Here is a 20,337-nt window from a genome sequence, read left to right as displayed (position 1 = left end):
CGGCGACCTCGTCGATCAGCCGCTGGGCCTCGTCGAAGCCCCCGCGCACCGTGGCCAGCATCGCGTACCGGGACCCGACCATCACCGTGCCCGCCGCGTCGCCCGCGAGGCGGGCCTCACGCTCGAACGCGGCCAGCGCCGTCTCCGCCTCCCCGATCCGGCCCAGCTCCATCAGCGCCACGAAACGCCAGAAGAGGCCGCGGCGCTCGAGCCCCAGATCCGCGGAGGCGCGCGCCAGGTCGACGATCTCGCCGGCCGCGGCGAGCCGGTCCGGCGCGCCTTCGGGATCCCACAGCGCGTGCAGCCGCGCGTCGAGCACCTCGGCGAGTACCGCCCGGTCACCGCTGCGGCGGGCCAGTGCGAGGGCGTCCTCGACGAGGCCGCGACGGCGGGCCGCGGCGGCGGTGTCGCCGAGCATCCCGTGGGCCAGCCGTGCTTCCAGCCGGGCGCGGGTCGCGTCGTCGCAGACCCGGGCCAGCGCCGTCTCCAGCAGCCCGACCAGCCCGGTGTCGACCTCGAGGAAGCCCTCGCGCGACGCCGTGGCCAAGGCGAGCGCCACGACCGGATCACCGCCGGCCCCGGCGTCGATCGTCGCCGCCAGCGCGCGGGCCGGGCCCGGTAGCCCGCGCGAGGCCACCCACAGCGCGTGGCGCACCTCGGGGCGTTCCTCGCCGGTCACCCCGCCGATCCCGGCCGGGCTCAACGGCCCCAGCCACACCTCGTCGCCGATGCCCAGCGGCGTCCCCGACGTCGCGAGCACGGCCACCGGCCGCCCCACCACCCGTCCTGCCAGCAGCGCGAGCAGCGCCACCGCGTCCGGGCCACCCAGATCCACGTCGTCGACGACGATCAGCCGGCGCGGCCTCGAACACAGTGCGACGGCCGCCGCGTCGAGATCGGAGAACTCCGGCTCGGTGAGCAGGCGGCCGGCCAGCTCGTCGGACCCACCGGCATCGCGCACCAGCTGCGCCCACACCCGGCGTCCGGGACTCCCGCCGGCCGGCGTCCCCCGGAGGACCTCGAACCCCTGCTCGCGGGCCGTCGCCGCGCCGGCGTCGGCCAGCGCCGTCCGTCCGGACCCGGGTGGGCCGGCCACGACGAGGACGGCTCCCGATCCGGCACCGGCGCGGTCGAGCAGGCGCTCCAGCTCGGCGAGCTCCCGTCGCCGTTCGACCAGGTCCACGGGATCCAGGCTATTTCGTCGGGCGGACGGTGGACCGCACCCGCGGCCTGCCTCACGGGCGGTGCGGGGACGGAGCCGGGGCGCGGTGCAGCACCGCCAGCGCGAGCGCGACGATGCCGACGGCGCCGGTGGCGGCACCCACGCGCTGGAACAGGCCGACCAGACCGAGGGGCCCGACCTGGCCGGTGACGACACACAGGGCGAAGAACAGCAGCGCCAGGCCGCGCGCCGCCCAGGCGTAGCGCGTCCAGCCGGACAGGCGGCTCATGGCCGAGCCGAGGAAGAGGAACGCCACTGCGAAGAGGAGGAGACCGACGGCGCTGACCACGCTGTGGACGACCCCGTCACTCTCGGCGAGCTGCGCTGCCGCGGTGCAGCCGGGTTCTGCCTGGCTGCAGGGCAGCCGGCCGAACGCCGACGAGAGGTCCCCGACGCCGTAGGCGGACAGCGCGAGCAGGAGCGAGCCGATCGCCGCCGGCCGGCCGGCGGGCCGCAGCATCGGCCACACCGATCGCGCCGCGAACCCGACCAGCGCCGCGCCGCACAGGGTGAACACCACGATCAGCACCCACGCCCCCGGGACACCCGTGGCGTACATGTCGCTGATCGAATGGGCGAGGACGCGGTAGCCCGGTGGCTGCCAGAGCGGGGCGACCAACCACGTCAGCACGAAGGCGACGTGGGCGACCAGCGCGATCACCGCCCAGCGTCGGACGGTGCGGGTCGCGGGCGGTCGCCCGGTACCTCCGCCTTCGAGTGTCCTGAGCACGGCAGCCCCCTCACCGACGGCCCAGGAACGGTTCCGTGGGCGCGCGTGGTGACTCACCGTGCCGCGGGGGTGCCGCGATCGGTATCCACCATGCGTCGAGAGCTACGGATCGAAGGTCTGTTCGCCTGCGACCGTCGTCGACGCGTCAGGTCCGGACCGGGTTCTGCCTGCGTCCCACGACTACGGGCGGACCGCGGCGGCCGCGATCAGCGACGGGCGAACCTGTGGCGGTAGGCCGGGGTCACGACCACGACAGCGAGGACGGCCATGCCGACCTGGAAGAGCAGGCCCCAGGTCGGCACCCCGGTCAGTGCGGCGATGGCGGTGCCGCCGAAGGCGCCGGCGATGGCGCTGAGGATCGTCCGCCCGGCCGGAATCCCCTGTCTGCGCCGCACGACACGGTGCCCGATCGCACCGACGATCAGCCCGACGACGATCGCGGACACGATGGGGAAGTAGGTCTGGATGGCCGAGATGACGGCGGGGTTCACGGCGGGGTTGGTGGACACGGTTCCTCCGGGGTGCGTCCAGGGGCCGACGCTGTCGACCCGTGGTGACGATCAGCTCGTCGATCCACCCCGTACACGACCCGGCAGCGGGATCCGGTTCAGCCGGTCAGGCCCAGCTCCACGGCGCGGGTGAAGTCGTCGTCGACCAGCACGACGTCGAAGCCGGCTCGGTCGAGCAGGCTCGCCGCGATGGCGGCCCGGAACCCCGAGGCGCAGTGCACCCACACCTGCCCGGTCGGGATCTCGCCGAGACGGTCCAGAAGATCGTGCATCGGGATGTGTGTCGAACCCGGAATCGAACCCGCCGCCCGTTCGTCGGGACGGCGTACGTCCAGAACGACGGTGCGGGCATCCTCCCGCGCTCCGGCGAGCCGGTCGAAGGTCGCCCGCGGGTAGCCGTGGATGCGGTCGGGATCGGCCAGCTCGTCCGGGCTGCCGATCGCGGACCCGTCCGGGCGGTCGATGCCGATGCGCACCAGCTGACGTTGCGCGTCGGCGATCTGCTCCGAGCTCTCGCCGACGAGAGTCAGTGGCGTCCCCCAGGGGACGAGCCAGCCGAGGTAGGTGGCGAACTGCCCGCCGAGCTCGATCCCGATCGTGCCCTCGATGTGCGCGGTGGAGAAGGCGGTGCGGGCGCGCAGGTCGACCACCCAGTCGCCGGCCTCGATCCGGGCCCGCAGCTCGGCGGGCTCCACAGGCGCAACGGGGGACAGGTCGGCCGGCCCCGGACCCTGCCGGTTCCGCGCACCCATGTGCGCGTAGTAGCTCGGGTAGGCGGTCAGCCCGGCCATCAGGCGTTCGACGAACGCGTCCTCGTCGGCCTCGGTGAGAGCGTCGTTGCGGGCGCGCTCCTGCGCGACGGTGCTGCCGCTGCCGCCGGTGGCGGAACCGGAGGAGCAGAAGCTGCCGAAGCCGTGGGTCGGGTAGACCTCGTCCGCATCGGCACTCAGCTCGACCAGCTTCCGGGCCGAGTGGTACTGCGCGCGGGTCAGTTCCTCGGTGCGCCGGGCGTCGACGAGGTCGGTGCGCCCGACGCTGCCGTAGAGCAAGGACCCGCCGGTGAACAACGCGGCCGGCCCGTTCCCGTCCTCGATCCGGTACGAGAGATGGGTATCGGTGTGCCCGGGAGTCGTGACCACGCGGATGATCATCCGGCCGATCCGGAGCTCCTCCCCGTCCCGTGCCGGATGGCGCTCGAACTCCACGGCGTCCGCCGCGGCCACCACGTAGCGGGCGCCGGTGCGCCGGCTCAGCTCCAGCCCGCCGGTCACGTAGTCGTTGTGGATATGAGTCTCCAGAACGACCGCGCACCGCAGGCCGAGAGCGGTGAGCACCGACTCGACGCGGTCCAGGTCGCGCTGGGGATCCACCACGATCGCTGACTGTCCGTCATGGGCGATGTAGCTCCGATCGCCCAATTCGCTGGTCTCGACGATGCTGACTGCGACGGCCATGACCGAACCCCTCACCCTCGGTAATGACCGTACATTAACTCCGTTCTACCACTCCCTGGACGAGACAGTGGTCACGTGAACCGGCGACCCCCGGGGTGCTGGCGCGCTACAAGATCTTCTCCACGGTGATCGGCAGGTCGCGCACCCGCTTCCCGGTGGCGTGATGGACGGCGTTGGCGATCGCCGGCGCGACCGATACCGCGGTCAGCTCTCCGAGACCCTTGGCGCCGAGTGGGCTCGCTTCCTCGTCGAAACCACCGGCGAACAGAACGTCGAGCTCCGGGATGTCCGCGTTGGTCGGCACCAGGTACCCGGAGTAGTTGCGATTCGCGAACCGGGCAGTCTCCGGATCGGTCTCCGACTGTTCGAGCAGGGCTTGGCCGACGCCCCAGATGATGCCGCCGATCGCCTGGCTGCGCGCGGTCCTGGGGTTGATGATCCGCCCGGCGTCATAGGCTCCGACGAACCGGTTCAGGCGGACCAGTCCCAGGTCCGGGTCGACCCGTACCTCGGCGAAGACCGCGGAGAAGCTGAACACCGCCTTCGGGCCGAGTGCCTCCTCCACCGGGTCGTAGTCCCCGTCCCCCACCACCGTGGAGAGTCCGTTGCGTGCCAGCAGCTCCGCATAGGTGATCTCCAGGCTCTTCCTCGCCAATACCAGCCTGCCGTCGGCGACGAGCACGTCGTCGGGCTCCGCACCGGCGAACGGCGCGTCCCGGCCGGCGAGAGCCAGCTCGATCGCCCTGTCCCGTGCGGCCTTCGCGGCCAACATGACGGACGCTCCCGCGTTCGCCATCGTGGCCGACCCGATGGACGGGTGGGACGCCGGCAACCTCGTGTCTCCGAGCCGCACGGTCACCTTCTCCGGCGCCACCCCGAGCGCGTCGGCAGCCACCTGTTGCATCACGGTGTACGTGCCCGTGCCGAGCTCGTGGGTGCCGGTCTCGACGAGCGCCGAACCGTCCTGGTGCACCGTCACCCGCGCCTTCGCAGGCCAGCGCCAGTGCGTGTAGATCGCGCTCGCCATGCCCTGGCCGATGAGGTAGCGACCATCGCGCATCGAGCGTGGCTCGGGCGTCCGCTCGTCCCAGCCGAAGCGCTCGGCCCCCTTCGTCAGGCACTCGCGCATCGCACGGGTCGAGAACGGGCGGCCGCTGTACGGGTCGATCTCGGTGTCGTTGAGCAGCCGCAGCGCGACCGGATCGACGCCGGTCGCGTAGGCGAGCTCGTCCATGGCGCTTTCGAGCGCGAAATGGCCGAGTGCCTCGTGGGGGGACCGCATCGCGGTCGGCGTGTTGCGGTTCACGTGGACGACCTTGTGGTTCGTCGCGATGCCCGTGCCGGCCGCCCACAGCGACCGCGCGGCCAACGCCGCATATTCGATGTAGTCGTCGAACACCGGCGTCGGCGAGATGCTGTCGTGACGGATGCCGGCCAGCGTGCCGTCCTCGCCTGCGCCCAGCACCACCTGCTGAATGGTCGCCGCCTGGTGGCCCACCATCGAGTACATCTGGGCGCGGGTGAGCTGCAGCCTCACCGGGCGGTTCACGACCTTCGCGGCGAGCGCCGCCAGCAGGGTGTGCGGCCAGACGTAGGCCTTGCCGCCGAAGCCACCTCCGAGGAAGTGGGACACGATGGTGATCTTCTCCGGCGGTATGCCGAGCACGATCGACACCAGTTCCCGCGCACCGAAGATGTGCTGGGTCGTCTCGTACAGCGTCAGCGTCTCGTCGGCGTCCCACACCGCGGTCGACACGTGCGGCTCCATCTGGTTGTGATGGCGATCCGAGGTGGTGTAGGTCTGGTCGATGGTGACGGCGGCAGTGGCGATTCCCTCGTCGGCATCGCCCACCGAGGACGCGACCGGCCACAGGAACGGCGGCGGGTCGACGGCCTCCTTCGCCGTCTCCCGGTTGAACACCACGGGCTGATCGGCCTCGTACTCGACCTTGATCAGGGTGCCGGCATACGTCGCCTGGTCGAGCGTCTCGGCGATCACCAGCGCGATCGGCTGACCGGCGTAGTGGACGGCGTCGGCCAGGAGTGGCAGGTAGGACTGCCCGTGGGGATGAAGGTGGCTCCACGGCTCGGGCGTCGGGTTCATCCGCGGCATGTTGTGGTGGGTGAACACGGCCACCACGCCGGGCGCCTCCTCTGCGGAGGTGGTGTCGATCGACACCGTCCGGCCGTTCGCGATGGTGCTGTGGACGATGGCGGCGTGTGCCATGCCGTCGAGCGGAACATCCGCGCTGTAGCGGGCTGCGCCGGTGACCTTGAGCCGTCCATCGGTGCGTGGCATCGGTTGTCCGACGGCGTTCATGCGCGTGCTCCCGCGGTCTGCAACGCGCGCAGAACCGCGCGTCGGGAAAGGTCGGCCTTGAAGGCGTTGTGGGCGAGTGGGCGAGCGTCGGTGAAGGAGGTGGCGATCGCTGCCTCGAGTGCCCCGATGTCGTCCAGATCGGCCCCGCGCAGCGCCGTCTCGGCCGCGGTGAGGCGCCAGGGCTTGTGGGCAACGCCGCCCATGGCGAGCCGCACCGAGCGAAGTCGGCGCCCCTCGGTCTCGACCGCCGCCGCCACGGAGACCAGCGCGAACTCGTATGACTGCCGGTCGCGCACCTTGAGGTAGTGCGAAGCGCGCCCCTCGGCCTGGGCGCGCACCTCGACTGCGACGATCAGCTCACCGCGGCCGAGCACGGTGTCACGCTCCGGTGTGCCGCCCGGCAGGCGATGGAAATCCGCGATCGGGATCGATCTTTCCCCGGCGCGCCCGAGCACGACGACATCTGCTTCGAGGGCCGCCAACGCCACTGCCACGTCCGACGGATGGGTGGCCACGCAGGCGTCGGACCATCCGAAGATGGCGTGGTTGCGGTTGAGGCCGTCGAGCGCTGAGCAGCCGGAGCCCGGTCGCCGCTTGTTGCAGGCCGGGTCGTCCCCGTCGCGGAAATAGGAGCAGCGCGTTCGCTGCATGATGTTGCCGCCCATCGAGGCCATGTTGCGCAGCTGGCCCGACGCCGCGAACAGCAGTCCTTCGGCGATGACGGGGAAGCGCTCGCGTACCTCGGCGTTCGCCGCGACATCGCTCATTCTGGCCAGTGCGCCGATGCGCAGGCCGCCGTCCGGTGTGGCGTCGACTCCTGCCAGACCGGGCAGGTCGTTGATGTCCAACAGGTGCGCGGGAAACGCCGCGCCGTCCTTCATGAGACCCAGCAGGTCGGTACCGCCGGCGATATAGGAGAGGTGATCGTCCTGGGCGTGCGCTGCGACGGCGCGCCCTGGGTCGTCGGCGACCGAAATCGAGAAAGGATGCACGGTTTCAGCCTTTCTCGGCTGCTTCGGCGACAGCGGCGACGATATTGGGGTAGCAGGCGCAGCGGCAGAGATTCCCGCTCATGCGCTCACGAATCTCTGTGTTCGACAGACCCGCCACGGTGAACGGCTTCCGCACGTCGGCCGTGGCGGCGCTCGGCCAGCCCGCCTTCGCCTCGTCGATCACGGCGACGCCGGACATGACCTGCCCGGAGGTGCAGAAGCCGCACTGGAAGCCGTCGTGCTCGATGAAGGCCTCCTGCACCGGGTGGAGCTCGCCGTCCTGCTCCAGCCCTTCGATGGTGGTGATCTGCTTGCCCTCCTGCATCGCGGCCAGGGTCATGCAGGACAGGACGCGGCGTCCGTCGACGTGGACGGTGCATGCGCCGCACTCGCCCCGATCGCATCCCTTCTTCGTTCCGGTCAGCCCCAGCCCTTCACGCAACGCTTCGAGCAGCGTGGTGCGCGGTTCGACCGCAAATGTATGGGATGTGCCGTTGACCTCGAGTTTCACCGGCGCGGGCCGGATGTCTCGCGCAGCAGCATGATCGACGGCGCCACCAGGGTTCGCCTCGCCCATTCGCTCATTCCTTCCACCATGGCTTTCCGAACATCACGACCCGGCCGAGGACGGCCTCCACCCACTCTGAACCCGTCGCCCGTAAATGCCTTCCCGGGTGCTCCCGGGTTCTGCTTATGGCTCACCATCGGCAGTTGCGGGAGTGCCCTGATCTGTGATCCTTTGTTTCAGGGCGTGGCTCACCGATGATCGCGCCGGCAGAGCGTGCGAGTGCTCGGCTACGGCGCGGTGATATCCAGAGCGGAGATCAGGGCGGCGACGTCCCGGTGCCGAGTGGCGGCCGGCCAGACGGCCCAGGTCTGCCGCACGACCGGGTTGTCCACCAGCGGGTACCACTCCAGCCCCGCCGGGAGGGGCTGTCCCCAACCGGGTGAGGCGAGCCCGAATGCCCTGCCCGTACCGATGCCGGCGAGCTTGACCTCGGGTGTGACCGGCCGGTCGTCCGTCGGCTGGTCGTCCACGACGATGCCCTGAGCGCGCAACGTGGCGGTGACCTGGTCATGCCAAGCCGGGCTGTCCGACCGGGCGAAGCCCATCCAGTGCAGACCCGCGAGCCGGTGCAGGTGGACGCCGGCGTCTCCGCGGATCTCTTCCGCTCGGGAGGCGCTGAGGATGACGCCCATCGCTTCGCGGACGGCCAGCACGACGTCGAGCTGCGGATCGGTGGGGCGGTCGCGCACCAGGCCCACGTCGAGCTCACCGGCCCGCAGTGCCGCGAGCTGGGTCGTGCCGGACGCATGCACGACCGTGACTCTCGTGTCGGGATAAGCCTTGGCGAGCTCCCCGAGAGCTCGCGGCAGCAGGTCCAGGGGAAGCTCCAGCGGCGCGCCGACGCGGATCCGGCCTGCCGTCACCTGCGACTCGGCAGCCGTCGTGACGGCAGCCATGGCGGCGGTGACCCGGTCGTGATGCTCGATCAGACCCCGGGCCTCCCGCAGCAGGGTCGCGCCGGCCTCGGTGGTCCGGGAACCGGCGTGGCTGCGCACCAACAGCCGCGCGCCGAGGCGGCGCTCCAGCGAGTTGATGGTCTGCGACAGCGCGGACTGGCTGACGTGCAGCTTGCGCGCCGCGGCCGACAGACCACCTTCTTCGACCACCACCACGAAGGCGCGCAGCTCACGGATCTCCATGCTGCCCATTGTGACGAGCGCAACCGGGACCGCGCTGCTCCTCACCCCCGGCCCGACCCCCCGGGACGCTACGACCGGAGCAGGTCCACCGCGCGTTCGGCGATCGCGTAGACCGTCGCGTTGGTGTTGGCCGAGATGGGCGAGGGCATCACCGAGGCGTCCACCACCCGCAGACCCTCGACGCCGCGCACGCGCAGGTCCGTGTCGACGACGGCGCCGTCGTCGACGCCGATGCGGCAGGTTCCTGCGTAGTGGTGGTAGCTGCGGAGGCTCCGCCGCAGGTAGCCGCGCAGCGCGTCGTCGTCCTGCACGTCGATCCCCGGCTGGGCCTCCTCGCCCCGCCAGGCGTCGAAGGCCTGTGCGGTGCCGAGCTCACGGGCGGCGCGCAGGCCGGCCGCCATGGCATCGAGGTCGCGGCTGTCGGTGTAGTACCGCGGGTCGATCACGGATGCGGCCCCCGCCTGCGCGGTGGCCAGCCGCACCGAACCACGGCTGAACGGTGCCATGAGCGAGACCGCGATCGTGTAGCCGGCGCCCGGCTCCGGGCCCGGGAGCGTGGCCGTACGCATCGGCACGACGGCGCAGAACAGCTGCAGGTCGGGCCACGGTGCTCCGGGACCGCTGCGCACCGTGCCCTTCACCTCTGCGCCGCCGTTGGCCAGGAAGGGCGGCAGGGGCTGCATCGAGTGGTAGATGACGGTGGTCATGGGGTGGTCGTGGAGGTTGGCGCCCACGCCGGGGAGGTCGGCCACCACGTCGATCCCGAGCTCTCGCAGATGGTCCTGGGGGCCGATGCCGGAGAGCATCAGCAGCTGCGGCGTGCCGACGGTGCCTGCGGCGACGACGACCTCCGTGCCGCACTCCGCGGTGACCATCCGGGTGCCGACGCTGTACTGCACGCCGGTGCACCGGCCGCCGTCGACGACGAGCCGGTGCACCAGCGCGTCGGTGACCAGGTCGAGGTTGGGCCGGTCGAGCACGGGGAGGAGGTAGGCGTCGGCGGCACTCTGCCGCTTGCCGTCGACGACGGTGAGCTCCGTCCAGCCGAAGCCCTCCTCCAGGCCGCTGTTCGCGTCGGCCGCGATCGGGTGCCCCACCTGCCGGGCCGCGTCCATGGCTGCCTGGGACAGCGGGTGCGGTGACGTGGACGTCCAGACGGACACCGGCCCGTTCCGGCCGCGGACGGCGGGGTCGCCGCCCTTCACGTTCTCGGTGCGCCTGAAGTAGGGCAGCAGGTCGTCGTAGCCCCAGCCCTGCGCCCCTGCCGTGACCCACGCGTCGTGGCTCGCCCGATGGCCCCGGACGAACGCCAACGCGTTGATCGCCGAGGAGCCACCCAGGCCGCGTCCCCGTGGCCACGCCTCCGTCCGGCCGATGCCGTCGAGGACGACGGTGTGGTCGCCCCAGTCCATCGAGGAGCCCGTGAGGGTGGGCCAGGCCCGGGGGGTGGCCACCGCGGGCAGCGGCTCCCGGCTGCCGGCCTCGAGCAGTAGTACGCGCGTGCCCGCGTCCTCCGAGAGGCGGGCGGCCAGCACACATCCGGCCGAACCGGCCCCGACGACGATGTAGTCGTATCCGGATGTCTCAGAAGCCACGAGCTGTCCAGCCGTTCGCACTGCTCAGATCTCCCCTTTTGCCGGGTCGCCTGCCGGCACCGGGGTCAGCACCTGGACGTCCATCGGGGCGCTCAGCGCGCCGTCCAGCACGCCCATCAGCTCCAGCAGCGCCGGGCTCTTCGTGTGCGCTTCGAGGGCCGCCTCGTCGGCGTACTTCTCGATCATGACCAAGCGGTCGGGACCCTGGTGCATCGCGTATCTGAGCACCCGTGGTTCCTGCGCATGAGTCTGTTCGATCGCCTTGCCGAGCGCCGCCCGGACGTCGTCCCACCGGCCTTCTGCCGGCGACATGGAAGCGATGACGACGACCTCTGATGTGGACACGTACTTCTCCTTAACGGGAAGGGAAAAAATGTGCTGGGGTGCCTCAGACCGCAGTGCTCCCGGCGTCGACGTGAATCGTCGATCCCGTCATGTAGCTGGTACGGGGCGAGGCCAGGAAAAGGACGGCCTCCGCGATCTCGTGGGCCCGCGCCGTACGGCCCAGGGGAAGCGTCCTGGCGATGTCCTCGATGCTCTCGCCCCACTCCAGCAGCACCCCGGCGGTGCGGGTAGGGCCGGGGCTGACCGCGTTCACCCGCACGCCACGGGGGCCGAACTCGGCGGCCCAGGTGCGCGTGAGCGAGGTGAGCGCCGCCTTCGACGCGCTGTAGGCAGAAGCGCCGGGGATGCCCTTCGACGCGGCGATGGAGGTGATGTTGATGATGCTGCCCCGGCCCTGCTCGAGCATGTGCGGCACCAGTTGGGCGACGAGGAAATAGGCGCCACGGACGTTGGTGTCGAAGATCCGCTCGAACGAGGCGACCTCCTGCTCGACCGTGGGCGCGACGGGGAACGAGCCGGCGCCGTTGACGATGATGTCCACCGGGCCGGCCTCGCGGACGAGCTCGGCGACGGAGTCGAGGTCGGCCAGATCGGTGGCGACGAACCTCACCGAGCCTGCCTCGTGAATGTCCTCGACCGCTTTCTTGCCGCGTTCCACGTCGCGCCCGGTGATAATGACGTCGGCCCCTTCCCGGGCGAGTAGCCGGGCGGATTCGAGACCGATTCCGGCGGTGCCGCCGGTGACGAGTGCGGTCTGACCGTGCAGTTCCATCGTGGAGCCTCCAGAGCTGATCCTGTCGAGCTTGCTCCTGACTGAACCGGCTCCCGCAGCGCGCTATTGCTTCTGACCAGTGGGATAACCGAGGGACGGGCATAAGAGCTACTTCTGGCCGGACCGGCCGTCAGAGGAGCGGGCCCGCCACCAGGCCGACGGCGATCATCACGTCCACAGCGCCGCACCACTCGGCGTAGGACCGCGAGACCACCCGGTCCTTGGCCAGGTGCACCCAGTCCCACACGGCGTGGCCGAGCCACCCGGCGGCCACGAGGTACCGCCCGAGGTCGGGATCGACCACCAGTCCGGCCACCGCGAGCGCTCCGAACCCGGCCATCCCGACGAGCTGCAGCCGGAAGTCCCGCTCCCGATGGTGCCCGTGGCTGGTGCCCCAGATCGACGCGGCGAGAGCGATGGCAAGGAGGACCACGGAGGGCGCGAGCCAGTCCTGCAGCCGCAGCGCGATGAACAGCGCGATGCACACGAAGAAAACCGGCCAGGTCGCGCGCCGGAAGTGCAGGGCCGCCACGATCACGTAGAGCATCGGCAGGATCAGCAACGCCTCGGCGAGGCGGTGGGTGGCGTCGTCCGTGACCTCAGCGAGGAGTGTGTCGGCGCCGGCTGCGACCCCGACGAGGGTCGGCCAGCGCTTCGCCGCGGCGGCCAGGGCACGTGTGGTCCGGGCTCGGGGGCGGCTGGGAGTGGAGGTAGGGGGAGGAGTGGTGTTCATGGACATCAGGCTCGTTGCGGCCCGGCGCACGTCACAGATGCGTGGTGTCATCGCCTGGCCATGCGGTTCGCATGGTCCACGTGTGCGCGAACCGCGCCGTGGTCAGAGCCAGCCGTGTTCGCGCGCCGTGGAGATCGCCTCGGCCCTGCTGGCTGCTTCGAGCTTCGCGACGGCCGCGGCGAGGTAGTTGCGCACCGTTCCCGGTGACAGGTGCGCCTGCCGGGCGATGACCGCGACCGGGATGTCGTCGCCCGCCAGCCGCAGGACGTCGAGCTCGCGAGGTGTGAGGGGACATTCCGGAGCCAGCAGCGCCTCGGCGGCAAGGGCCGGATCGACGTAGCGCCCGCCCTCGTGCACGCGGCGGATCACCTCGGCCAGCAGTGCTGCCGGTGACCCCTTCGGCACGAACCCGCGCGCTCCGCTCCGCAACGCGCGACGCAGCAGCGGCGGGCGACCGTGACCGGTCAGGATGACGACAGCGCACGACGGCGCCGCCGCCGCGATCTCGACGGTGGCCTCCAGGCCGGACAGCCCGGGCATCTGGAGGTCGACGACCGCGACGTCCGGCCGGTGCGCCAGGACCTGCCCGACGGCAGCGCGCCCGTCGCCGGCCTGGGCCACCACCTCGATGTCGGGCTCGAGCGCCAGGAGCGCCGCCACCGCACCGCGGATGAGGTCTTCGTCGTCGGCGAGCAGGACGCGGATCATGCGGGCACCGGAACCCTCGCCGTCAGGGTGAACGTGCCGGCCTGCGCATCCACACTCACCGTGCCGTCGACCTCGGCCAGGCGATCGGAGAGGCCACGCAGGCCCCCGCTGTACCGGTCGGGCGCAGCGCGGACCACGCCGTCGTTCGTCACGACCATCCGGACCTGCTCGGGTGGGGTGTCGACGTCGATCGTGCAGCGCGCGGCACGGCTGTGGCGCAGCACGTTGGTGACCGCCTCGCGGAGTACCGGCACCAGATGCGACGCCTCGGCGGGCAGGTCGCGGTCGGGAAGGCGCACGACGCATTGCACCCCGGCCGACCGGAGCACCTGCTCGACGGCGGCGATCTGGTCGCGCAGATCGACGGCCCGGTAGCCGTGCACCGTCTGCCTGACCTGGGCCAGCGCCGAGGTGGCCAGGCGCTGGATCTCCGCGGCCTGCTCGCCGGAGCGTTCGGCATCGATCGGCGCCAGCCGTTTGGCCAGCTCCGCCTTGAGCGCGATCACCGACAGGTCGTGGCCGAGGAGGTCGTGCACGTCCCGGGCGAACCGGAGACGCTCCTCGCTCACCGCGAGCCGGGCCAGCGCGTCCTGCCCGTCGCGGGCCTGGACGACCAGCCGCCACAGCCCGATCTGCAGACCGTTGATCAGGGCCAGGCTGGCGCCGATGCCTGCGGTGATCAGGACGTACTCGACGACCGCGCCATCGTTGGCCCACCCCACGGCCGCCGACACGGCAACGGTGAGCACGACCGCGGCGCTCGCAGCGGGTACACCGCGCACCAGCAGGGGCACGGCCCCGATGAGTGCGGCACCCAGCCAGGCCCAGCTCTCCCACCGGCCGGACTCCGCGCCCAGCGGACCGACGAGGGGAACGGACACGATCGCCGCGCCGAGCAGAGCCGACGACGACAGGTGACGGCGCCGGTAGGAGAGCCCGGGCCGGAACTCGTCGACCAGCGCCCAGCCGAGACCGGCGCTGAAAGCGGCGATACCGACCGCGCCGAGCAACTGCCGCGTGAGCCGCTGCTCCACCCCGATCCCGATCACCGGCATGGCGACGCTCGACACGAACATGATGCCCAGAGCGGCGAGGGTGACCAGGCGAGCGCGCCGGTAACCCTCCTCGAACTCGATCTCCGCCCAGCCGATCGGGGGAACAGCGCGGTGGGGCACGTCGTGACGGCCGGCTTCGCCGGAACGCACGTGACCACCTCCCGTCGGCGTGCTCGTCGTCCGGAGGATCATTGCGTACCCGGCAGGGGTATGAACAGTGGGCGCCGGGCGGTGCCCGCGGCCGGGCTACGAGGGCAGCACGGCGGCGCTGCGGCCGGCCTCCTGCGCGACGCGTTCCAGCCGATCCCGGTGGTTGCGCCACCGCTCCTGGTCGCCCGGAGCCATGTTGTCGTTGTCCTTCCGCAGCCCCGCCGCCCCGTCGATGAGCTCCCGGACGATGTCGGCGTGGCCGGCGTGCCGGTGGGTCTCGGCGATCATGTGCACCAGGATCTGGTGCAGCGTGACCTCGTTGCGGGGTGCGGGCCAGTGCGGCACGCGGCCGGGCGCGTCGAGTGCGAGCGCCTCGACCGTGGCGTCCGAGTGCGCCCACGCCCGGTGGTAGAGGTCGATGATCTGCTCGCGCGACTCGGCGGCGGTGGCCCACAGGTCGGCGTCGGGTTCGGCGTCGTCCTCGAACCAGGGCAGGGGTTCGTCCGACGGCCGGCCGAACGTCTCACCGAAGTAGCCGAGCTCGACGCTGGCCAGGTGCTTCACCAGCCCCAGCAGGTTGGTGCCCGTGGGCGTCAGCGGGCGGCGGCTGTCGTACTCCGACAACCCGTCGAGCTTCCACAGCATCGCGGCGCGAGCAACCTGGAGATAGCGGTGGAGGTCCGCTTTCGGGTCAGATCCGGTCATGCCGCGCAGCTTGCCACCGGGCTCCGACGAATCCCGGATCACTACGCTTGACCCTCTCACCGTGTGAGGCCCTGTACTCGGAGCCGTCATGTTCACCATCGGAGACTTCGCCGGGCACGGCCGCGTGTCGGTCCGCATGCTGCGTCACTACGACGCCATCGGGCTGCTGCGCCCCGCGCACGTCGACCCGGCCACCGGCTACCGGCACTACCGGGCCGAGCAGCTCATGCAGCTCAACCGCATCGTCGCGCTGAAGGACCTCGGCTTCAGCCTCCACCAGGTCCGGTCGATCCTCCACGACCGCGTGAGCGCGGAGGAGCTGCGGGGGATGCTGCGGCTGCGGCGGGCCGAGCTGGAGACGGTCATGGCCGACGCGGCGGGGCGCATGGCCAGGGTCGAGGCGAGGCTCCGGACGATCGAGAGCGAGAACGTCATGCCCACCGACGGCATCGTCGTGAAGAACCTTCCGGCCCTCCGGGTGGCCGAGCTGTCCGGCACCTCGGGGAGCTTCGACCCGCGGGAGATCGGGCCGGTCGTCCGCATCCTGCACGAGGAGCTGCGCGGCTGCCTGGACGCCGCCGGGGTACCGGCGACCGGCCCCGGCGTCACCCGGTACGAGGACGTCCCGGGCACCGGCGGCGTGGTGGTGCGGGCCGGCCTGCCGGTCGCCCCGGACGTCGACCACGTCGAGGGCGCGCGGGTCGTCGATCTCGCCTGCGTCGACCGGGCCGCCACCGTCGTGCACTGCGGGTCGATGGACGAGTTCCTGCCCACCGTGCAGGCGCTGGCCCGCTGGCTCGGCGCCAACGGCTACGGCTTCACCGCGGAGCACGCCCGCGAGCTCTCACTGGCCCGGCCCGAGGACCGCGCCGAGTGGGTGACCGAGCTCCAGGTGCCCATCGCCGGCTGACCTGGACCCGGGGCCGGGATCACGGCAGGGAGGCGGGCAGCCCGAGGAGCGCGAAGTGGTCGGGGCCGATGAACGAGGTGACCTCGGCGATCCGGTCGCCGCGCAGGGTCAGCACGTCGATCGACCAGCCGACGTGGGCACCGGCGTCGTCGTCCCAGAGGTAGCAGCCCACCGCGGGCTGGCCGTTGGCGCTGGTGGGGAGGTGTCGCCACGATCCGCAGGTCAGCGGGACCCGCACGGCGAAGTCGGTGACGGCTTCCAGTCCGCGGTACCAGTGCGGCAGCGGCGGCATCTCCCAGGTGACGTCCGCGGTGAGCAGCGCGACCAGTGCGTCGGCGTCGCCGCGTTCGATGGCGGAGGAGAAACCGGTGACGATCTCGCGCCGGCGGGCGTCGTCGATCTTCCGCAGCGTCTGCTGCTGGGAGGGGGAGGGCACCTTCTCGGCGACGATCACGCGGGCCCGCTGCAGCGCGCTGTTCACCGCCGCGCGCGAGGTGTTCATCATCGTGGCGATCTCGGCGGTGGAGAAGCCGAGCACCTCGAAGAGCAGCAGCGCCGCCCGCTGGTTGCCCGGCAGGTGCTGCAGCGCGGCGACGAAGGCGAGCTCGACGGCCTCGCGCAGTTCGTAGCGTGCGTCCGGGCTGAGCGGGCCTTCCGCGAGGGTCGCGTCGGGATAGGGGCCCAGCCACGCGACGTCTCCCCGCGGGGCGGCGTCGACCACGGCGCGTTCGCTGGACGGCCCGAGGTCGACGGGCAGCGCGCGCCTGCCCCGGCGCCGGACGCTGTCGAGGCAGGCGTGGGTGACCACCGAGTACAACCACGAGCGCAGCGAGCTGCGCCCCTCGAAGGCCGCGAGCCCCCGCCACGCCCGCAGCAGCGCGTCCTGCAGTGCGTCGTCGGCGTCGTGGGTGGAGCCGAGCATGCCGTAGCAGTGGGCGTGCAGCTCCCGGCGCAGTGGCTCGATGAGGCGGGAGAAGGCGGCGTCGTCACCGTCGCGGGCCCGGGACAGGTCGTCGGCCGCCGGAACTGCGGTCTTCTGAGAGATTTCGCCCACGAACGATGATTCTGCCCGACGGCGGGCGTCCCCATCCCTGACCGAGCACCACGCCCGTGCCAGGAGGCCCCATGAACGCCCCGACCGTTCCCGCCACCGTCGCGACCCTGGAAGTCCCCCGCGCGCGGCTGTACTACGAGGTGCGGGGCCACGGCCCTGCGGTCGTGCTCGTCGGCGCCCCGATGGACGCGCCGGCCTTCGCGCCGCTGGCCGACCTGCTCGCTGCCGACCACACCGTGCTCACCACCGACCCCCGCGGCGTCCACCGCAGCCAGGTGGCCGACCGCGACCGGGACTCCACCCCGGAGATGCGCGCCGACGACCTCGCGCGGCTGCTCACCCACCTCGACGCAGGCCCGGCCGCGGTCCTCGGCTCCAGCGGCGGCGCGGTCAGCGCGCTGGCCCTCGTCCAGGCCCACCCCGGGCTGGTGCACACCGTCGTGGCCCACGAGCCCCCGCTCACCGAGCTGCTCGACGACCGGGAGCAGCTCCGCGCCCAGACCGAGGACATGATCACTACCTACCTCGCGGGCGACGTCACCGGGGCGTGGACGACCTTCTTCGCCCAGGCCCGGATCGACCTGCCCGATGGCGCGATCGAGCAGATGTTCGGCGGGGAACGCGACCCGCAGTCGGTCGCGGACGAACACCACTGGTTCGCCCACGAGATGCGCCCCACCACCCGCTGGCAGCCCGACCTCGCCGCCCTGCGGGACAGCCCGGTCCGCATCGTGGTCGGCATCGGCGAGGAGTCCGGTGGCCAGATCTGTGACCGCACGTCCACCGCGCTCGCCGCCGCCCTCGGCATCGCACCGACCCGTTTCCCCGGCGACCACACCGGTTTCGTCGACGATCCCGAGCGGTTCGCCACCCGGCTGCGCGCGGTCCTGCACGACAACTGATCCGGAGCCGACGATGACGCAGACCACCACCCAACCGCTTGACCACGCCTTCACCGCGCCGATCGAGAAGGACGGCGCCTTCGCCACCTACGTGACCGTGCCGGACTCCGCCGAGCTCCTCGGGACGAGGCGGCCCGTCAAGGTCGCCGGGACGATCGACGGCCACCCGTTCACCGCCACCCTCATGCCGTCGGGCAGCGGGCCGCACTGGCTCCCCATCAAGGCGGTCCTGTGCAAGCTGATCGGCAAGCACGAGGCCGGGGTCGAGGTGGCCTTCCACCTGGAGCAGCGGCTGAGCTGAACCGCCGACGTGGTCAGTCGGGTGGATCGGAGGCGACCGGTCGCCATGATCGGAGCAGCACATCGACGGCGTCGACCACGACGTCGCCGGCGATCTCGTCAGGGAACAGAAGGCGCTGGATGAGCAGCCCGTCCTCGAGTGCGTGCACGATCAAGGCAAGCAGTGCTGGATCGGCGGGAAGCGCGCCGTGCTCGCCGATCCGTTGCTCGATCGCCGTCTGGATCGAGGAGCGCGCCAGTTTCTCGCGCTGGGCCAGCATGGGCAGCGCCTCCGGGTTGCGCAGCGCATGCAGCACGAGTTCGAGACGCAGCGCCATCCAGTCCGGCAGGTTCTGGTCGCGTTCGCGGTTCCAGTGCCGCAGCAACTCCAGCATGTCGCCGAACGACTCCGCCCGCCGCTGCAGGTCGCTGACCTCGGCAACCTCGCTACGAGTGCGTTGTTCGAGCAGCTCGGCCACGAGCTCCTGCTTGTCGGCGAAGTTGCCGTAGAAGGCACCGCGTGTGTAACCGGCACGCTCGGCGATCTGCTCCACGGAGCTGCCGTTCACACCGCGCTCGGTGAAGAGCTCGCGCGCAGCCTCCAGCAGCCGCTCGCGGGTCTGCGCCCGGCTCTCCTCACGGGTCAGGCGCTTCCTCGCCACGGTCGCTGAACCTACAGGCGTCAACCGACGCCGGGCGGCACGGCTACGCCACGCCATCGAGGGCGGGCTGCACGGGAGTGAACGACCCGAACCGGGACTCCAGTACGGCAGCGGCCTGGAGGCACATGTCCTCTCGATGCCACGGTCCGATCACCTGAACGCCCAGTGGCTGACCGTCGACCACGCCTGTCGGAACGGCGACTGCCGGCACCCCGAGGAACGTCGTGGCGGTACACAGCCGCATGGCGCGGATGATGCTCTCCCCGGCTTCGTCGTCGTCGAGAGCAGCGTCGAACGGCCGCTCGGTGTAGACGGGCCCGAGCACGAGCGGGTAGCGCTGGGCGAAGCCGGCCCAGTCGCGCATCACGCCGTGTCGAGTGGCCGTGGCCTGCAGGTACGCGGCGAGGTCCGCCGGGGGCCTGCGCCGCATCGACAGCTCCATGTGCGCCGCGGACGCGGCCGTGAGCAGCGGCCGGATCCGCGGCCAGCTGAGCCCGAACTCCGTGGTGATCAACGTGCTGTACGCCTGGGTCGCGTCGTCGATCCGTGGTGGCTCGGCCTCCTCGACGACGTATCCGGCATCGGCGAGCGCGGCCGCTGCCCGTTCGATCTCCGTGCGGATCTGTGGGTGCACCCCCAGCCCGCCAGGATCGACCGACACCGCAACCCGGATCGGCTCCGCACACGGCGGCCCGACGAGCGGGACGGCGACGGCGCGCGGGTCGCGCGGATCGGTGCCCGCAAGGACCTGGAAGGCTGCCTGCAGGTCCGCGACCGTCCGAGCGATCGGACCGTCGGTCGGGAACAGCTGTGAGGCCAGCGTCGGGTCCGTGTCGCCGATCCGGTGCTCCATCGGAATGCGGCCGTAGGTCGGCTTGAGTGCAGCCACCCCGCAGAACATCGCGGGCAGCCGGACCGAGCCGCCCGCGTCGTTGCCCAGGCCGATGGCCGCCATCCCGGAGGCAGCGGCGGCCGCGTCCCCGCCGCTGCTGCCGCCAGGGGTCCGGATGGCGCCCCACGGGTTGCGGGTCTCCCCGAACAGTTGGCTGACCGTGTTGTTGCCGCCGATGGTCAGGTCGGGCATGTTGGTGTGCCCGACCACCACGGCGCCGGCAGCGCGCAGCCGTCCCACCGGCGGGGCGTCCCGAGCGGCGACGAGGTGGCGGAAGTACGGAATGCCGTGTGTCGTCGGGTGCCCGGCGATGTCGATGTTCTCCTTCACGGTGAACGGCACCCCGGCCAGCGGGCCGAGAGGCTCTCCTGCCCGGCGAGCGCGGTCGATGCGGCCTGCGGCGTCCTGGCGTCGTCCGCGAGCAGGTTGGTCACGGCGTTCACCACCGTGTTCACCTCGTCGATGCGGGCCAGGTGGGCGTCGACGACCTCACGCGCGGACACCTCACCCGAGAGGACTGACCGGGCGATCCGCGTTGCACTCCATGTCCACAGGGGTTCGCTCACGCAGTGAAGATACAGACACGCATCCAGATACGAGTATGTATATAAGTGTCAGCCCGCCAGGTGTCCCCAGCGGTC

Annotated in this window: 22 protein-coding genes; 3 read left to right on the top strand and 19 right to left on the bottom strand. The window is 71.5% G+C overall.

What is annotated here, in order from left to right:
* The 15 genes from HF577_RS11805 to HF577_RS11735 form a co-directional block, all read right to left on the bottom strand.
* Positions 1 to 1,183, bottom strand: a 1,183-nt coding sequence (locus HF577_RS11805) for an AAA family ATPase (RefSeq protein ID WP_169395835.1), incomplete at its 3' end; no start/stop codon positions are given.
* Between the two features lie 52 nt (positions 1,184 to 1,235).
* Positions 1,236 to 1,883: a DUF998 domain-containing protein gene (locus tag HF577_RS11800; protein ID WP_169395834.1), complete on the bottom strand. Its 648-nt coding sequence runs from the start codon at positions 1,881 to 1,883 to the stop codon at positions 1,236 to 1,238.
* A 275-nt stretch (positions 1,884 to 2,158) separates the two neighbouring features.
* Entirely contained in the window at positions 2,159 to 2,461 is a 303-nt protein-coding gene (locus HF577_RS11795) for a GlsB/YeaQ/YmgE family stress response membrane protein (RefSeq protein WP_312859087.1), read from the bottom strand.
* Positions 2,462 to 2,559: 98 nt separating this feature from the next.
* On the bottom strand, positions 2,560 to 3,915 hold the full coding sequence (locus HF577_RS11790; protein ID WP_169395833.1) for an MBL fold metallo-hydrolase: 1,356 nt from the start codon (positions 3,913 to 3,915) through the stop codon (positions 2,560 to 2,562).
* A gap of 106 nt (positions 3,916 to 4,021) precedes the next feature.
* A complete protein-coding gene (locus HF577_RS11785) occupies positions 4,022 to 6,235 on the bottom strand; it encodes a xanthine dehydrogenase family protein molybdopterin-binding subunit (protein ID WP_169395832.1) in 2,214 nt (737 codons plus the stop codon).
* Entirely contained in the window at positions 6,232 to 7,227 is a 996-nt protein-coding gene (locus HF577_RS11780) for an FAD binding domain-containing protein (RefSeq protein ID WP_169395831.1), read from the bottom strand. Before HF577_RS11780 ends, HF577_RS11785 begins: the two co-directional genes overlap by 4 nt.
* Before the next feature lie 4 nt (positions 7,228 to 7,231).
* The gene (locus tag HF577_RS11775; RefSeq protein WP_169395830.1) at positions 7,232 to 7,804 is read right to left on the bottom strand and encodes a (2Fe-2S)-binding protein; all 573 of its coding nucleotides are present in this window, start codon (positions 7,802 to 7,804) and stop codon (positions 7,232 to 7,234) included.
* Between the two features lie 218 nt (positions 7,805 to 8,022).
* The gene (locus tag HF577_RS11770) at positions 8,023 to 8,934 is read right to left on the bottom strand and encodes a LysR family transcriptional regulator (protein ID WP_246266243.1); all 912 of its coding nucleotides are present in this window, start codon (positions 8,932 to 8,934) and stop codon (positions 8,023 to 8,025) included.
* Between the two features lie 68 nt (positions 8,935 to 9,002).
* Complete coding sequence (locus HF577_RS39690; RefSeq protein ID WP_169395828.1) at positions 9,003 to 10,529, bottom strand: GMC family oxidoreductase; 1,527 nt, start codon at positions 10,527 to 10,529, stop codon at positions 9,003 to 9,005.
* 24 nt (positions 10,530 to 10,553) lie between these two features.
* Positions 10,554 to 10,874, bottom strand: a complete 321-nt coding sequence (locus HF577_RS11760; protein WP_312859086.1) for a putative quinol monooxygenase — start codon at positions 10,872 to 10,874, stop codon at positions 10,554 to 10,556.
* 43 nt (positions 10,875 to 10,917) lie between these two features.
* A complete protein-coding gene (locus tag HF577_RS11755; RefSeq protein WP_169395827.1) occupies positions 10,918 to 11,646 on the bottom strand; it encodes an SDR family NAD(P)-dependent oxidoreductase in 729 nt (242 codons plus the stop codon).
* A 130-nt stretch (positions 11,647 to 11,776) separates the two neighbouring features.
* Entirely contained in the window at positions 11,777 to 12,379 is a 603-nt protein-coding gene (locus HF577_RS11750) for a hypothetical protein (protein WP_169395826.1), read from the bottom strand.
* Positions 12,380 to 12,481: 102 nt separating this feature from the next.
* A complete protein-coding gene (locus HF577_RS11745; protein WP_169395825.1) occupies positions 12,482 to 13,087 on the bottom strand; it encodes a response regulator transcription factor in 606 nt (201 codons plus the stop codon).
* Positions 13,084 to 14,292 (bottom strand): sensor histidine kinase, encoded by a 1,209-nt coding sequence (locus HF577_RS11740; RefSeq protein WP_211174123.1) that lies wholly within the window; start codon positions 14,290 to 14,292, stop codon positions 13,084 to 13,086. The genes HF577_RS11745 and HF577_RS11740 overlap by 4 nt, the downstream gene beginning before the upstream one ends.
* 96 nt (positions 14,293 to 14,388) lie before the next feature.
* Entirely contained in the window at positions 14,389 to 14,997 is a 609-nt protein-coding gene (locus HF577_RS11735) for a DinB family protein (protein ID WP_169395823.1), read from the bottom strand.
* An 88-nt stretch (positions 14,998 to 15,085) separates the two neighbouring features.
* Between HF577_RS11735 and HF577_RS11730 the strand changes: the two genes are divergently transcribed.
* Positions 15,086 to 15,907: a MerR family transcriptional regulator gene (locus HF577_RS11730; RefSeq protein WP_169395822.1), complete on the top strand. Its 822-nt coding sequence runs from the start codon at positions 15,086 to 15,088 to the stop codon at positions 15,905 to 15,907.
* 19 nt (positions 15,908 to 15,926) lie between these two features.
* On the opposite strand, the gene HF577_RS11725 is transcribed toward HF577_RS11730, so the two are convergent.
* Positions 15,927 to 16,952: a sigma-70 family RNA polymerase sigma factor gene (locus tag HF577_RS11725; RefSeq protein WP_312859088.1), complete on the bottom strand. Its 1,026-nt coding sequence runs from the start codon at positions 16,950 to 16,952 to the stop codon at positions 15,927 to 15,929.
* An 80-nt stretch (positions 16,953 to 17,032) separates the two neighbouring features.
* On the opposite strand from HF577_RS11725, the gene HF577_RS11720 reads away from it, so the two are divergent.
* Positions 17,033 to 17,863, top strand: a complete 831-nt coding sequence (locus tag HF577_RS11720) for an alpha/beta fold hydrolase (protein ID WP_169395820.1) — start codon at positions 17,033 to 17,035, stop codon at positions 17,861 to 17,863.
* Positions 17,864 to 17,876: 13 nt separating this feature from the next.
* Positions 17,877 to 18,164: a DUF1905 domain-containing protein gene (locus HF577_RS11715; protein ID WP_169395819.1), complete on the top strand. Its 288-nt coding sequence runs from the start codon at positions 17,877 to 17,879 to the stop codon at positions 18,162 to 18,164.
* Positions 18,165 to 18,177: 13 nt separating this feature from the next.
* Here the strand turns inward: HF577_RS11715 and HF577_RS11710 are convergent, their stop codons facing one another.
* Genes HF577_RS11710 through HF577_RS37425 form a run of 3 tightly spaced genes read right to left on the bottom strand, consistent with a single transcriptional unit; the run spans position 18,178 to position 20,262 of the window.
* A complete protein-coding gene (locus tag HF577_RS11710) occupies positions 18,178 to 18,804 on the bottom strand; it encodes a TetR/AcrR family transcriptional regulator (protein WP_312859085.1) in 627 nt (208 codons plus the stop codon).
* Between the two features lie 43 nt (positions 18,805 to 18,847).
* Positions 18,848 to 20,038, bottom strand: coding sequence for an amidase family protein (locus HF577_RS11705; RefSeq protein WP_312859084.1), 1,191 nt, complete (start codon positions 20,036 to 20,038; stop codon positions 18,848 to 18,850).
* Positions 20,023 to 20,262: a hypothetical protein gene (locus tag HF577_RS37425; protein ID WP_211174122.1), complete on the bottom strand. Its 240-nt coding sequence runs from the start codon at positions 20,260 to 20,262 to the stop codon at positions 20,023 to 20,025. The genes HF577_RS11705 and HF577_RS37425 overlap by 16 nt, the downstream gene beginning before the upstream one ends.
* Positions 20,263 to 20,337 lie beyond the last annotated feature (75 nt).

It is taken from the genome of Pseudonocardia xinjiangensis (assembly GCF_012911925.1).
GTDB lineage: Bacteria > Actinomycetota > Actinomycetes > Mycobacteriales > Pseudonocardiaceae > Pseudonocardia > Pseudonocardia xinjiangensis.
The sequence above is the reverse complement of the archived record's forward strand: the minus strand, read 5'-3'. Positions and strand labels throughout refer to the sequence as shown.